The sequence below is a fragment of the Hymenobacter sp. HSC-4F20 genome (genome assembly GCF_019599275.1).
Taxonomy (GTDB): Bacteria; Bacteroidota; Bacteroidia; order Cytophagales; family Hymenobacteraceae; genus Hymenobacter.
In genome coordinates, this window is sequence record NZ_JAHZTD010000001.1 from 1,828,699 (window position 1) to 1,843,597 (window position 14,899).

A 14,899-nucleotide genomic window follows, 5' to 3' on the forward strand; every position below is an offset into this window, starting at 1 on the left:
GGTGCGTTGGGAAGAGTGAGAAATATCATTAGGTTTAGCCTGACAGCAACCCGCTGACCACGCCCCTTATTGTTACGTTCATGAAGCTCATTTCCATTCTGCGGGTCACCACTACGCTGCTGGCAGCCCTGGCTACGGCCTCCTGCACCCAGCAGCAAGACCACGCGGCGGCTACCACGACGGTGCCCCCGGCTTACTTCACCGGCGACACGGCCCGCGTAAAGGACGGCGGTGTGCAGGTTATCCCGATTACTACCCCCAAGGGGAAGTTCAACGTCTGGACTAAGCGTTTCGGCAATAACCCGCGCATTAAGCTGCTGCTGCTCAATGGCGGCCCGGGTGCCACGCACGAGTACTTTGAGTGCATGGAGAGCTTTCTGCCGCAGGAGGGGATAGAGTTTATTTACTACGACCAGCTCGGCTGCGGCAACTCCGACAATCCCCGGGACACGGCCCTGTGGAGCCTGCCCCGCTACGTGGAAGAGGTGGAGCAGGTGCGCCAGGCCCTGCACCTGACCAAGGATAACTTTTACTTGCTGGGCCACAGCTGGGGCGGCATTCTGGCGGCCGAGTACGCTTTCAAATACCAGCAGCACCTGAAGGGCCTGATCATTTCCAATATGATGATGAGCGTGCCCGACTACGGCAAGTACGCCGACAATGTGCTGGCCAAGCAGCTGAAGCCTGAGGTGCTGCGGGAAATCCGGCAGATCGAAGCCCGGAAGGACTTCCAGAACCCGCGCTACATGGAACTGTTGCTTCCTAACTTCTATACCGAGCACATCCTGCGCCTGCCGCTGGATAAATGGCCTGAGCCGGTGAACCGCTCCTTCGCCAAGATGAACCAGTCGCTTTACGTCACCATGCAGGGCCCCAGCGAGTTTGGGGTCGCCGGCAAGCTGGTGCACTGGGACCGAACCCCGGACCTCAACCAGCTCGTGGTACCGGTACTCAGCATCGGTGGCAAGTACGACACCATGGACCCCGAGCACATGCGCCGCGTGGCCACCCTGGTGCAGAATGGCACGGCGCTGATTTGCCCCAACGGCAGCCACATGAGCTTCTACGACGATCAGCTGACGTATATGACCGGCCTGCTCACGTTCCTAAAGGGAATAGATGCCGGCCAGAAGAAAGTAGCTTTGTAATTTCCGGTAGGCAACTGTTTCGCCGTTTCACCGCTATACTCCCATGCCCATCTCCTATAAACCCCTGTTCCTGCTCGACGCCGACGCGTTTTCCCTGGTAGAAATCAAAGCCCTGGATGTGCAGAGCGACGACCCTGCGAAGGTGTACTTCTGGTTTCGGTTTGATAAGGCCGCTCATCACCTAGAGCACCTCACGTTTGTTTCGATGGCCACAGCTGGGGCCGAGCAGCAGCGCGAGTTCCAGCAAGGACGGCTACAGTTTACGCAGCACGGCGGCACCTATGCGGCCGCGGACGCGGCCGCGCCTACTTCCCTGCGCGTGCAGGCCGTGGACGCGCTGCCGGCGGACCTGGACGAGGCCATTCAGCGCTATTTCATTGGCGGTTGAGCTGCGCAGTTGCCCGCCCAAATAGGCCCGCCAACAGATCTTGCCTCTTGCCGCCTGCTTCCGCCGTATCTTTGCAGCCCGCCGCTTCGTTGGAAGTGGTGGGCTGTTTTTGTTTTTGCTTCAACCTGTTTCCTTCTCATGGCAATTCGTCTTAATAAATTCATCAGCGAAAGCGGCATGTGCTCCCGCCGGGAGGCCGACCGCTATATTGAGCAGGGGCAGGTGCTGGTGAATGGCAAGCGCGCCAGCGTGGGCGACCAGGTGACGGCTAAGGACCGCGTGATGGTAAATGGCAACCTGGTTGAGCCCCGGGGCGAGGAAGAGGCGGTGTACATTGCCTACAACAAGCCGCCCGGAATTACCACTACTACCACGGCCGGCATCCGCGACAACATCATCCGGGCCATCAAGCACAGCGTGCGCCTAGTACCCGTGGGCCAGCTCGATAAGGAGTCGCAGGGACTGGTGCTGCTCACTAGCAGCGGAGAACTGGTCAATAAGATTCTGCGCGCCAGCCACGTGCACGAGAATGAGTACGTGGTGATGCTGAACAAGCCCATTACTGAGCAATTTCTGGAAGCCATTGCGGCCGGAGCCGGGCAGCCCGGTGCCGAAGCCCAGAACATCCGCGTAACCAAGGACACGCCCTATATCTTCCGCATAACGCTGTTGCACGACACCATCCGTCAGATTCGGCGCTGGTGTGAGCAACTGGGCTACGAGGTAGTGCAGATGGAGCGCATCCGGGTGATGAACATCAATGTGAAAGCTCTGGGCGTGGGTGAGTGGCGCGATTTGCGTACGGGTGAGCTGCGCGGCCTGCTTGACCTACTCAGCCAGCCGGCTCCGGCCGGAGCTGCCTCCCGGCGCAAGCGGCCCAGCACGGCTACCTTCTGGGGCGAGCGGCCCGCAACGGGTTCAACTGCTGCTTCTACCGGGGAAAAGAAAACCCGGCGCCCGGCGCCTACCCCCCGCCCTGCTGATGAATGGCTGGAACTGCCCACCGAGCCAAAACCGGCCCGGGCACCTCGCTCAGGATCCGGCCAGACTCCCGGCACTGCCTCTGGCCGGCGGACCGGGGCGGCGGCCCGGCCCGCCGGGAAAGCCCCTGGGCGGCCGGGGGGCCCGCGGGGCGCTGGTGCCGGAAAGGGCTCCGGTACAGCTGCGCCAACTAAAACCAGCAACCGGGGAAGCCGGGGCGCCAGCCGCGGTGGAAAACGCTCGTAAGGGTACTCTTCAACTCACTTATAAGCGGAGGCTGTCCTGTACAAGGGCAGCCTCTTTTGCTTTGCAGAAGGCTGGTTTGCTTTGCAGAAGGCTGGACGAAATGCTTTTTGTAAAGTCTGACAACGCGCAGGTACACATCAACCTATTATAACGCAAACAATTAATTTACAGTAGCTTAGCAACTAAATACTGTTTTCAGGCAGTTATTTTTTACCCTCTTCCTAAAGTCTGACTGCTGCAATACTTTGGATACACCTTGCCAGGGGGTAGCTCGTATGTTTGATGGGCCGGCCAGGGTAGCCGGTTCGTTAAACCTCACACGTTTCATCTCATGGACACCAAACCATCTAATGCCTTTATCGGCGCATCGTGGGTAGCCTTGCTGGCCGGGGTTGCCGCTTTCATTATTGGCCTCTGGAACGCCCAGATGCAGCTCAACGAAAAGGGTTACTACTTCGCTACCCTCATGTACGGGCTGTTTGCGGCCATTTCTTTACAAAAGTCGGTGCGCGACCAACTGGAAGGTATTCCGGTGACGGGCGTCTACTACGGGCTGAGCTGGTTTTCGACGTTGCTGGCCGTGGCCCTGCTGGTAGTAGGGCTCTGGAATGCGAACCTTACGCTGAGTGAAAAGGGCTTCTACGCCATGTCATTCTTGCTGAGCTTGTTTGCCGCCATTGCCGTGCAGAAAAACACCCGCGACAACCGTAGCCAGAACGCCACCCCCGAAACGCCGGCCTTGAGTTAGCTGCGGGGGTAGCCGGCCGGTTGTCCCAGCGGCCGTACCTTGCCGCCGACAGGGCCAGGTTCTTTCCCTGCTCAGCCCTTCTATGCTTTTGACGCCCAAACAACAGATGCTGGCCGGGGAGCTTTACCTCGCCAACGACCCCGAACTGGTAGCCGAGCGCCTGCGCGCCAAGCAGCTCTGCCACCGCTACAACCAAGAGCCCGTGCACCTGAACAAGCAGGTGCTGGCCGAACTGCTGGGCTACGAAACCGACGCCCACCTGGAAGCCCCCCTGCGCTGCGACTACGGCTACAACATTCGGCTGGGCCGCAACGTGTACGCCAACTATAACCTCACCATTCTGGACTGCGCCCCCGTCACCATCGGCGACAATGTGTTCATCGCGCCTAATGTGGTGTTATCGACGGCCGGACATCCGGTGGAAGTAGCGCCTCGCATTGCGGGCTGGGAGTTTGCCAAACCCATCACCATCGGCAATAACGTGTGGCTAGGGGCTGGGGTGCTGGTAATGCCCGGCGTAACCATTGGCGCGGGTACTACCATTGGGGCCGGCAGCGTCGTGACGCGCGATATTCCGGCGGGGGTAGTGGCCGTGGGCAACCCCTGCCGGGTGCTGCGGGAGGTAGCCGCGTCGTAGTCTTGCTTTAGCCCGGATGCTTTATTTCTGGACAGTTTCCGAAGATTTCAGGCGCGTGTATTCATAAATCATTGGGCAACCACCCGGCGTCATGAACTCCAGTTCAGTTGCGGATAAGGTTGTCACGTTGTAGGAACAGAAAATGGCCTCTCCGGTTGGGGTATTAGTGGTCTTCAGGAGCAACTGCTGCTGCTCCGACACATCCGCAGTAGTGGGCAGCTGATATTGACTGGTTTCTCGCAGGGTTCCGTTTTCGTAACGGTAATACGTGTTATTGGGCCCAAAAACTAATCTGTAGTCGATGTTGGCCGGCATCTTTGAAACCACCCCGGTTATACCACCGCCGCTGGCCGTTAACTGCCAAGTCCCTTCCAAAATATTGGGTTGCACCTCATCAGCGGCAGAGTGGCAAGCATTCAGGCTGCTCAAAGCCAGAAGCGAAAGAGCACACAAGCGTACTAAACGAATCATAATAAATCGGTTAAAGGTGTGATATTCTACTGATGCTATGTAGAGTTCCATTGCCGGTCAGAAGTTGCATTGTTTATGCAGAGAACCAGATTTTATACGCAACTGCTACCCTGTGCCAGAGTGGCACGCCCCTAGAAGAACCGGGTAAACCTGCTTCTCGTGTATCTTGCAGCCCGCCACGTAGCCCCGCACTACCGGCGGGCTGCTTTGTTTAGCTGCCACCCCCAACCACAAACCAGAAACTACTTCCTCCCCGCCCCATGATGATGCGTACCAACTGGACTCTCGACGAAGTAAAAGCTATTTATAACCAGCCCGTGCTGGAACTCGTGACGCAGGCTGCGGCCATTCACGCCGAAACCCAGGCCACCGGCGAAGTGCAGGTGTGCACCCTGTTGAGCGTGAAAACCGGCGGCTGCCCCGAAGACTGCGCCTACTGCCCCCAGGCCGCCCGCTACCATACGGGGGTGCAGGCCCACAAGCTGCTCCCCGACGCCGAAGTGCTGGCCGCGGCCCAGCGCGCCAAAGACGGGGGCAGCACCCGCTTCTGCATGGGCGCCGCCTGGCGCGAAGTGCGCGACAACCGCGACTTCGACCGGGTGCTGAACATGGTAACGGAAGTCAACAACATTGGGCTGGAAGTGTGCTGCACCCTGGGCATGCTGAATGAGTACCAGGCCGAGCGCCTGAAGGAAGCCGGCCTCTACGCCTACAACCACAACCTCGACACCAGCCGCGAGCATTACGATGACATCATCACCACCCGCACCTACGACGACCGGCTGAACACGCTGGAGCACGTGCGTAAGGCCGGCATTTCGGTGTGTTCGGGCGGTATCATTGGCCTGGGCGAAACCGACGAGGACCGCATTGCCATGCTGCACACCCTGGCTACCCTACCCCAGCACCCCGAGTCGGTGCCGGTGAACGCGCTGGTACCAGTAGAAGGCACGCCCCTGGCCGCCCAGCCCCGCGTGAGCGTGTGGGAAATGCTGCGCATGATTGCTACGGCCCGCATTCTGATGCCCCACACCATGGTGCGCCTCTCGGCCGGCCGCCAGGAAATGCCCGTTACGGAGCAGGCCCTCTGCTTCCTGGCCGGCGCCAACTCCATCTTCTCGGGCGAGAAACTGCTCACTACCCCCAACCCGGACTTCGACGCCGATAAGCAGATGTTTGCCCTGCTGGGCCTGAAGCCCCGCAAGTCGTTTAAGGACGTACCGGAAGGCGCCGTGGTGCTGGGCAAAGAAGCCACTCCGGTAGTGGCGTAAGGAGCAGTTGTCTTCAGAAAACGTCTGTCATCCTGAGCTTGCAAAGGACCTTATCACGCCGAGAACGAGTCGTTGTAACGATTATCGTGCTAACGTAAAAAGGTCCTTTGCAAGCTTGGGATGACAGGTGCTTTTTACCCGGCTCCTTTTCCTCCGGTCGATTCTATGCCTACCCCATCTCCCCTCCATCAGCGTCTCGCCCAAGAGCTAGACCAGCGCGAAGCCGCCGGCACCCGCCGACGCCTTACTCTGCCCGCGTTGGGGTTGGTTGATTTCAGTTCTAATGACTACCTCGGCCTCAGTCGGCACCCGGCTGTGCAGCTCGCCTTGCAGCAGGTTGCGCAGGTTGGGGCAGGTAGCACCGGTTCGCGCCTGCTCACCGGCAACTCAGCTGCAGCGGAAGCGCTGGAAACACAACTGGCGCAGTTTCACTGCGCGGAAGCGGCCTTGCTGTTCAATTCCGGCTACGCGGCTAACATTGGCTTCTTTGCCGCCGTGCCCCGCCGCGGCGACACAATTCTCTACGACGAGGCCTCACACGCCTCTGTAAAAGATGGCATCCGAGGCTCGTTTGCCACGGCCTGGAGCTTCCGTCACAACGATATAGCCCACCTGGAGCGCAAGCTGGCCCGTGCCACCGGAACCGTGTTTGTGGCGGTAGAGAGCCTGTATTCGATGGACGGCGACATGGCCCCCCTGACGGAGCTAGCTGCCGTATGCCGGGAGCGGGGGCTATACCTGGTAGTGGATGAGGCGCATACCAACGGCCTCTACGGTCCACAAGGCGAGGGTTTGGTGGTAGAGCTGGGGCTGGAAGCCGACGTATTTGCCCGCGTGCTCACGTTTGGCAAGGCCCTGGGCAGCCAGGGTGCCGCCGTGGCCGGCCCGGCCGTACTCCGCGACTACCTCCTCAACTTCAGCCGACCCTTCATCTACACCACCGCCCTACCCCCTTACTCCGTCGCAAGCCTCCGGGCCGCGTATAAGGTGTTGCCTGACCTATCGGCGGAGCGGGAGCGGCTTTTCGCGCTTTCTGACTACCTGAAAACCCGCCTGAACGCTGTGCCGGGGCTGCGCGTGCCGCTGGAAAGCCACGTGATTCATCCGGTGTTTTTTACCGATGCGCCGGGTCCAGCTCGGGTGCGGGAGGTAGCGGCCGTCGCCCAGGCCGCAGGGTTTGATGTGCGGCCCATCGTGTCGCCTACAGTACCAGCCGGCACGGAGCGGCTGCGGCTTATCCTGCACTCCTACAACACGGCGGCAGATATAGATAGACTGGCAGCACTGTTACAACCGACAATAGCAGGCAGGACACCTGTAGCTTCACAAAAGCATCAAAAGCGCTAAACGGAACGCAGGTTAAGCTTCCTCCTGTAAAGACGCTAGCCATTCATTCCCTGTATCCTCTTACGCAACGAAAAACACCATGAGCCAGCAGGATTTCGCAGAGGCCATTTCCCCTTTCTTCTGGTCAGAACACGAAAGTAGCGCGTCCGTCAGCTTACCTGTCGGGGAGTACAAAACCGACGTTTTCAAAGCAAGAGCCGATGAGGGGTTTGAGGGCAGTGGCTACGATTGGGCATCTTTGGCCCAGGTATTTCTGCAAGAGAAAATGCCGCAACTGGTTGGCACAGTAAAGTTCGATCCGGAAGGCAGCATGTACTGCGCCTACTCATCCGACAAAGCAGCGCTGAAGCAGTTTGCTCTTGCCTTCAAAGAGGCCGTGGAAGACGAGGACGTAATACACGACCTATTTTCCAGGGCACAACTAGATTAGCCTCGCTGGCACCAAAGCGCCGGAGGACAACGCAAGCAGAAGATTACCTAGTGGAACGACTTTTCATCACTGGCATCGGCACCGATGTCGGCAAAACCGTGGTTTCGGCCATTCTAACCGAGGCTTTGCAGGCCGATTACTGGAAACCGGTGCAAGCAGGCCTGGAACCCAGCACCGATGCGGGCACCGTCCGCAGCCTCGTGCGCAACGCCCGCAGCCATTTTTGGCCGGAGCGTTACCGCCTGCAGCTGCCGGCCTCGCCCCACGCCGCCGCCGCCGCCGAAGGCATTACGCTGCAGCCCCAGGATTTCCAGCTACCTGAAACTGCCAACCATTTGCTGGTAGAAGGTGCCGGCGGCCTGCTGGTCCCCCTGGCTCCCGGCTTCCTGATGGCCGACCTGGCCCAGCAGCTGGACCTGGAGGTAGTAGTGGTTTCGCGCAATTACCTGGGTAGCATCAACCACACCCTGCTCACGCTGGAAGCCCTGCAGGCGCGCGGGCTGCGGGTGCGCGGCCTCGTGTTCAACGGCGAGCCTACCCCCGCTACCGAGGACTTCATCCAGCAGCACACCGGCGTGCCCCTCCTACCCCGCATCCTGCCCGAAACCGAAGTTACCCCTGAGGTAGTGAGCCGTTATGCTGCTGAGTTCCGGGAGTGGTTTGCTACTCACGCTAAGTAAGAAAGTAGGTTAGTTGGCAATACTACCTGAGGCTGCTTAGCGGTAGTATTGCACTGCGTTATTCTTCTATAAACTACGTGCTACGCTATGAAGCCACTTTTTATCCTGCTGTTTCTTTTTGTTGCGACCAGAAGTTTTGGCCAGCAGGAAAGCGCCATCTGGTACCTGAGCACGGGGGTTGCCCTGGACTTCACCACTTCGCCGGTTTCCATTCGAACGGCTCACTCGGCCGACAGGAGCGTGCACGCTACCTATGCTACTTCGCAGGGCCAACTCCTGCTCTATGCCAATAGCCAAGGCATATGTAACGGCAACGGACAACTCCTGCAAAACGGGGGCTGGGCATCGAGGCCCATTGACTTTGGTTTTGATAACATCACGATTGTCAGGAAGCCCGGCTCCACTACCCTGTTCTACGTTTTCTACATCGGTTACCCGCCCAGCAATACCAACTTCAGCGTTGGCCGCTCGCTGTGCTACTCGGTAGTAGACATGGCCGCCAACCAGGGGCAGGGTGCCGTCACGGAGAAAGACCGGGTTATAGCTCGTGGCAGTTCTGGCTTTATGCTTTCCGCGCAGTGCTCGGAAGGCGACTACTGGCTGATTCACCCCGATGATGACCTGGATGAAATTCAGGCGTACCGCATCAGTGCCAGCGGTGTAGGGCGTGCAGTTGTGTCGCGGCCCGTGTCCATGCGGCAGGTGAACGGGCACAGCATCTCGCCCCGGGGCGATAAGATAGTCTTCTCCTACGATGAGGCCCACGTTGGCCATAATCTAATTCTCCGTACCTGCCTGCTTGATTTCAACCCAACTACCGGGGTTATCAGCAACCCGCTCCTATTTGCCAAGGGGGCTCTTGCGGTAAATGAATTCTCCGCCAGCGGCAACCTCCTGTACTCTTTGCGCAACGACTCGCTGCTGCAGTACGACCTCACCACGGGTAGCTCGGCCGGCATTATCCAGTCCCGGCTGCATATCCCGACTGGCTCCGTGCGCCTTTCGGACATGCGAATAGCGCCTGACCGGCAGATTTACTTGACCCCCTACAGCAATTTTCGGCCGCTACCCCTGCTAGCAACTATACAGTTTCCTGACCGGCGGGGAGCAGCCTGTGATTTTCGGGCGAATGCGCTGACGCTACCGGCCGGATCAGAACCTCGTTTACCCCGGTTCCCGACCAATCTGCTCTACGATGCCCCGGTGAAAGCCGATGCCGGCCCTGACCAGCGCGTGTGCGGAACCCAAGCAGTGCGGCTCAGCGGGCAGAATCTTCCTACCTACACCTACAGCTGGTCGCCGGCTACCTACCTCGATAACCCGGCCTCCCCGAATCCTACCTTCCGCTACAGTGGTCCTTCGCTAACAAGTCCTGCAAGCCTTACCTACACCCTGAGCGTGAACGATGGCACCTGTACCCGCCGGGATGCCGTGACCATTACGGTGCAGCCTGCGCCCGCACCCGTAACCATTAGCGGGAGCCGCTCGGTGTGCCCTGGCATTCAGGGGGTAGAATACGAGGTAGCACCTCAGGCAGGTAGTAGCTACCAGTGGAGTGTCATCGGTGGCACGCTGGTGAGCGGTCAGGGTACGGCCCGGGTGGTAGTGAACTGGGGGCCGCGCATTCCGCAGGCGCAGGTGCAGGTTACGGCTTCAAACTCCTTCGGCTGCGCCAGCAGCGCTACGCTGCCGGTCCGCATCAACCCCCTGCTCCAAACCGAGTTGCCCCGGGGAGAAACGCCGGTTTGCTTAACCCAGAAGGATGGCCAGCAGTACGCTGTTACGAACACGACCGGCTCGCGCTACACCTGGGGCATTCGGGGGGGTAGCCTAGTGGCCGGGCAAGGCAGCAGTCGGATAACCGTTAGTTGGGACGGGCCAGGAGAGCATCGGCTGTGGGTGCAGGAGCAAACCGTAGCCGACACTGTATGCTACGGGGTATCGGATACGTTGCGGGTCAGCGTATTTCAGGACCCTACTACCCTCACGCTGAATGCCGCCAGCATTGGACCTGACGCGGACACGCATAGTACGCTGCGCTGGACGCTGGCGCGCTCCTTGGCCGGCAACGGCCCCATTACGGTGCTTCGCAGGGTAGCGGGTACCAGCAGTTGGCAGCCGGTGGCGCAGCTGCCGCCTACGCAGTCGTCGTACCAGGATACCGGAGTAAATGCCGATGAGCGCAGCTACGAGTACGCACTTCGTACCCGCAACAGCTGTGATGAGCCCGTAGAAAGCGCCGTGCACCAAACCATCCGACTAACTGGCACGGCCCACCCCGATCAGGATAAGCTTGATCTGGCCTGGAATGCCTACGGCGGCTGGCCCGCCGCCAGTACCCGCTATGAGGTATGGCGCAAGCTAGACGCCGAGAGCAGGTTTACGTTGGTGCAAACGCTTGACGCTACCCACTCGTTGCTTGCCGGCCTAGATGCGCGGGCCGGTTTCGAGCACCACTACAAAATCAGGGCGGTTTCGGCTACCCACGCTACGGAAGTCTGGTCAAACGACTTGGAGCTGGGCTTCGAGCACGCGTTGGTTATCCCCAACATTTTCACTCCCAACGGCGACACCCGGAACGATACCTTCTGGATACCCAAGCTGGAGCTGTACCCGGATAATGAGCTGACGATTTACAATCGATTTGGCAAGCAGGTATTTCAGCAGCAGAAGTATACGGGCACATGGACAGCCCCCACAGTAGGGGGCGGCCTGTATTACTATCATTTGTTTCTGAAGCGCTTAAATACCTCTTACAAAGGCTGGGTGCAGGTAGTAAAATAGGGGCAGGCGGTTAGCCTGCCTCAGTAAGCGGCCCACCAGAAAGGCTGGCGTAGTGCTATGGGGTATTACTTTTGCCGCCCTACGCTGTTTACCACCCATGCCTACTCTTTCCGAACGGGACCACGCCGTCGTGTGGCACCCCTATACCCAAATGCAGACTGCCCCGCTGGCGGTGCCCATTGTGCGCGGTGAGGGCAGCTGGCTGATTGCTGAAGACGGCACCCACTACCTCGACGGTATTTCCTCGTGGTGGGTGAATCTGCACGGGCACGCGCACCCGCACATTGCCGAGCGCGTGAGCGAGCAGCTGCGTACCCTGGAGCACGTCTTGTTCGCCGGCTTCACCCACCCCGCCGCCGTCGAGCTGGCCGAGCAGCTGCTGGAAATTCTGCCCAGCAACCAAGCCCGCGTTTTCTACTCCGATAACGGTTCAACAGCGGTGGAAGTAGCCCTGAAAATGGTGCTACAGTATTTCCACAACCAAGGCCAGCCGGAGCGCCGCACCTTCCTCTGCTTCCGCGACTCCTACCACGGCGACACCTTCGGGGCCATGGCCGTCAGCAGCCGTGGGACCTTCACCCAGCCGTTCTGGCCCCTGCTCTTCGACGTGGAGTTCATTGATGTGCCGGTGCCGGGCAGGGAAGCCGAGGTGCTGGCTCAGCTCGATGCCCTGCTCACCCGCCCAGATATAGCAGGCTTCATCTTCGAGCCGCTGGTGCTGGGCACGGCGGGTATGGTGATGTACTCACCGGAGGTGCTCACCGAAATGCTGCGCCGCTGCCACCAGCACGGGGTGCTGTGCATTGCCGATGAGGTGATGACCGGCTTTGGCCGTACCGGACCCTTGTTTGCCAGCAGCCTACTGCCGGAGCAGCCTGATATCATGTGCTTTTCCAAGGGACTGACGGGCGGCACCTTGGCTATGGGCCTGACCACCTGCGCCGCGCCCATCTACGAGGCTTTCCTCAGCGACGACAAGATGCGGGCCCTCTTCCATGGTCACTCCTACACGGCCAACCCCGTAGCCTGCGCCGCTGCCCTGGCCAGTCTGGAACTCACGCGCACCGACGAATGCAGCCAGCAGCGTCAGCGGATTGAGGACGCCCACGCGGCTTTCCGCCTGGAAATAGAAGCCATGCCCGGCATCCGGCAGGTGCGCCACCGTGGCACCATTCTGGCCGTGGAGTACGACCCGGGCGAGGGCACCAGCTACTTCAGCCGCCTCCGCGACGCCTTCTACCAACTCGCCATCGACAACCACATCGTGCTGCGCCCCCTTGGCAATGTGGTGTACCTACTACCCCCCTACTGCACCACCAACCAAGAACTGGAGCTGCTGTACGCGGTGCTGCGCCGCATGCGCGAACTGGTTCTGAACTTCGAGCCGGCGCCTACCCTACCCGAGTACCTGCATGACTGAGTTACCCCCCGACGAGCTGATTGTTATCCGGGGTCGGGGCCGCGTATCGGCGCTGGGGCTGCTGCCGCTGCCAGCTGATGCTAGCGTTTCACCGTTTGCTACCCATGCCAGCGGCCGGCCCGTGGCGGCCCTACCCCCCGCCACCGAGGCAACCCTCGCGGAGTTGCGCCGCACCCAGCCCGCCTACCGCCAGCTCGACCGCACCGTGCTGCTGGGTTTGCTGGCAGCCCGCCAGGCCACCGCGGCAGCCGGCTGGGCTGCTACCCCTGCCACCACAGCCAACCCCTTGGCCGTGAGCATCGGGAGCAGCCGGGGCGCTACGGGGCGCACGGAGGAGTTTCACGCGGAGTTTCTGACCGAAGGAACCGTGCCTACGGCCGCTTCCCCGCTGACTACCCTTGGCAATGTGGCCAGCTGGGTAGCCTTTGATGCGGGCAGCACCGGCGGCGCAGCCCTGAGCCACTCCAGCACTTGTAGCAGCGCATTTCAGGCCCTGGGCAATGCCACGGCCTGGCTACGGGCGGGCATGGCCACGCGGTTTCTAGCGGGTGGCACGGAGGCACCTCTTACCGACTTTACCCTGGCCCAGATGCAGGCCATTGGCATTTACTCGCCGTTTGCCGCCGCCGACTGGCCCTGCCGCCCCGGCGCGGGCAAGCCCTCCACCTTTGTGCTGGGCGAAGGAGCAGCCGTGTTTGCCCTGGAGAAAGTCAGCCAGCAGCAACTGGCCGCGGAGAAGTCAGCCGGGCCGGTGTTTGTGCTGGAAAGCGTGGGGTTTGGCTTCGAGACCATCGGTAGCAAAACCGGCCTCTCGCCCGATGGGCAGCATTTTCAGCAAGCCATCCGGCAGGCTTTAGTCCAGGCCCGTCTCTCGCCCACCGAAGTGGATGCCGTGGTGCTGCACAGCCCAGGCACTCCCGCCGGCGACGCAGCCGAACGGGCGGCCTTGCGGGCCGTTTTCGGGGAGGCGCTACCCCTGCTGTTGTCGAACAAATGGCTGATTGGCCATACGTTGGGTGCCTCGGCAGCGCTCAGTCTCGATTTTGCCCTGCACGTACTCGAAACCCAGCAGTGGCCCGCTCCGCCCTTCGCTACGGACATAGCCTCCCAGGCTCCGAGCCGCATCCGTAGGGTTCTGGTGAATGCGGCTGGCTTCGGGGGCAATGCGGCCAGTGCGCTAGTGTCGATGTTATAAACCTCTACTATACGTAAGTAGAAATCCTCTTATTTTACATAATTCAATATATAATATAATTATACTAATTAATATTTTAATAATGCGAAAAACACTTGCTGCTTACCCATGCTATTCAGCAATTTTGGCAGCGAGCTGATCTGTTCCAAGCATGCTACCAGGGTATACCAGGGCATCATGTTTCACTAGTCGGCTACGCCGCGCCTCTAGCTATCCTCCTATTGCACTGATCACTAGTTGATCAATCCTTCCTTTACGAGCTGCTGCGCCTGCTCGCAGGCTTGCCTGTGTTTTTTCCGTTCCTCTTCTGCTGCTTGGCCTGGTGCCCGCTCATATCGGCTGAACCATGCCAAGCAAACGCTGCCCTAGCCTGACTGCCGGCTCTGCCAGCACGGGCCTGCGCCAAGCGCCCCCGGTGCCCTACCACCTGGCAGTACTGGACATGGCGCTGCAAGCTTGTACTGCCAGGTGGTAGGTCTGCGCCGGCAGCCCCAGGCGCTTACGGCGCCTGATAGTACTTGCTCTTTTTTCCTTTCACTAACCTTTTTCTCTTTGCTATGGACGAAGCTTTCATCGGCTCCATTGTATTGTTTGCCGGCAACTTTGCCCCTAATGGCTGGGCCTTCTGCGACGGCTCTCTGCTGAACATTGCGCAAAATTCGGCGCTGTATTCAATTCTGGGTGTCACGTACGGCGGTGATGGCAGAAATACGTTTGCCCTGCCGGACCTGCGTGGTCGCGTACCAGTACACGCGAGCAATGGCCGGCCCGGCCCCGGCCTTGATCCAGTGCAGCTAGGCCAGATGGGCGGCACGCCTACCGTAACCCTGAACGCGGCACAGATGCCAGCTCATACGCACACCCTGGCCGTAAATACCGGTAACGGCACAGCTTCCAGCCCTGAGGGCGGGGTGCCAGCCATTGGTAATTTTGAAGACACGGGCAGCGGCACTACCGTGACGGTGAACAGCTACGCCCCGGCGCCAAACGCCCAGGCCAGCCCTCAGGCTATCGGCGCAGCCGGCGGCAACCAGCCGTTCAGCGTGATGCAGCCCTACCTGGGCCTGAACTACATTATCTGCCTGCAGGGCCTGTATCCTTCGCGCAACTAGCCACGGCCGGCAGTTCCGTGCTGTCGGAATACGGGGCACCG

Annotated in this window: 14 protein-coding genes; 13 read left to right on the top strand and 1 reads right to left on the bottom strand. The window is 60.1% G+C overall.

Annotated elements, in window-relative coordinates:
- The first annotated feature begins 80 nt into the window (after positions 1-80).
- The 5 genes from K3G63_RS07900 to K3G63_RS07920 all read left to right on the top strand — a co-directional run bounded on the left by K3G63_RS07900 (position 81) and on the right by K3G63_RS07920 (position 4,148).
- Entirely contained in the window at positions 81-1,148 is a 1,068-nt protein-coding gene (locus K3G63_RS07900; RefSeq protein WP_220613503.1) for a proline iminopeptidase-family hydrolase, read from the top strand.
- Positions 1,149-1,191: 43 nt separating this feature from the next.
- On the top strand, positions 1,192-1,536 hold the full coding sequence (locus K3G63_RS07905; protein ID WP_220613504.1) for a hypothetical protein: 345 nt from the start codon (positions 1,192-1,194) through the stop codon (positions 1,534-1,536).
- Between the two features lie 138 nt (positions 1,537-1,674).
- Complete coding sequence (gene rluF, locus K3G63_RS07910) at positions 1,675-2,763, top strand: 23S rRNA pseudouridine(2604) synthase RluF (protein ID WP_220613505.1); 1,089 nt, start codon at positions 1,675-1,677, stop codon at positions 2,761-2,763.
- Positions 2,764-3,094: 331 nt separating this feature from the next.
- A complete protein-coding gene (yiaA, locus tag K3G63_RS07915) occupies positions 3,095-3,511 on the top strand; it encodes an inner membrane protein YiaA (RefSeq protein WP_220613506.1) in 417 nt (138 codons plus the stop codon).
- 82 nt (positions 3,512-3,593) lie between these two features.
- Positions 3,594-4,148: a sugar O-acetyltransferase gene (locus K3G63_RS07920; RefSeq protein WP_220613507.1), complete on the top strand. Its 555-nt coding sequence runs from the start codon at positions 3,594-3,596 to the stop codon at positions 4,146-4,148.
- A 21-nt stretch (positions 4,149-4,169) separates the two neighbouring features.
- On the opposite strand, the gene K3G63_RS07925 is transcribed toward K3G63_RS07920, so the two are convergent.
- Complete coding sequence (locus tag K3G63_RS07925; protein WP_220613508.1) at positions 4,170-4,619, bottom strand: hypothetical protein; 450 nt, start codon at positions 4,617-4,619, stop codon at positions 4,170-4,172.
- 266 nt (positions 4,620-4,885) lie between these two features.
- Here K3G63_RS07925 and bioB point away from each other — a divergent pair, with 266 nt between their 5' ends.
- The 8 genes from bioB to K3G63_RS07965 all read left to right on the top strand — a co-directional run bounded on the left by bioB (position 4,886) and on the right by K3G63_RS07965 (position 14,858).
- Positions 4,886-5,890: a biotin synthase BioB gene (gene bioB, locus K3G63_RS07930; RefSeq protein WP_220613918.1), complete on the top strand. Its 1,005-nt coding sequence runs from the start codon at positions 4,886-4,888 to the stop codon at positions 5,888-5,890.
- A 165-nt stretch (positions 5,891-6,055) separates the two neighbouring features.
- On the top strand, positions 6,056-7,237 hold the full coding sequence (locus tag K3G63_RS07935; protein ID WP_220613509.1) for an 8-amino-7-oxononanoate synthase: 1,182 nt from the start codon (positions 6,056-6,058) through the stop codon (positions 7,235-7,237).
- 79 nt (positions 7,238-7,316) lie between these two features.
- Positions 7,317-7,667 carry an immunity 51 family protein gene (locus K3G63_RS07940; protein WP_220613510.1) on the top strand — a complete coding sequence of 117 codons (351 nt, stop codon included), beginning with the start codon at positions 7,317-7,319 and terminating at the stop codon, positions 7,665-7,667.
- 50 nt (positions 7,668-7,717) lie between these two features.
- Entirely contained in the window at positions 7,718-8,347 is a 630-nt protein-coding gene (gene bioD / locus K3G63_RS07945) for a dethiobiotin synthase (protein ID WP_220613511.1), read from the top strand.
- Positions 8,348-8,434: 87 nt separating this feature from the next.
- Positions 8,435-11,131, top strand: a complete 2,697-nt coding sequence (locus tag K3G63_RS07950; RefSeq protein ID WP_220613512.1) for a gliding motility-associated C-terminal domain-containing protein — start codon at positions 8,435-8,437, stop codon at positions 11,129-11,131.
- Between the two features lie 97 nt (positions 11,132-11,228).
- A complete protein-coding gene (bioA, locus tag K3G63_RS07955; RefSeq protein ID WP_220613513.1) occupies positions 11,229-12,551 on the top strand; it encodes an adenosylmethionine--8-amino-7-oxononanoate transaminase in 1,323 nt (440 codons plus the stop codon).
- Entirely contained in the window at positions 12,544-13,746 is a 1,203-nt protein-coding gene (locus K3G63_RS07960) for a beta-ketoacyl synthase N-terminal-like domain-containing protein (protein WP_220613514.1), read from the top strand. The genes bioA and K3G63_RS07960 overlap by 8 nt, the downstream gene beginning before the upstream one ends.
- A gap of 557 nt (positions 13,747-14,303) precedes the next feature.
- Positions 14,304-14,858 (top strand): phage tail protein, encoded by a 555-nt coding sequence (locus tag K3G63_RS07965; RefSeq protein WP_220613515.1) that lies wholly within the window; start codon positions 14,304-14,306, stop codon positions 14,856-14,858.
- Positions 14,859-14,899 lie beyond the last annotated feature (41 nt).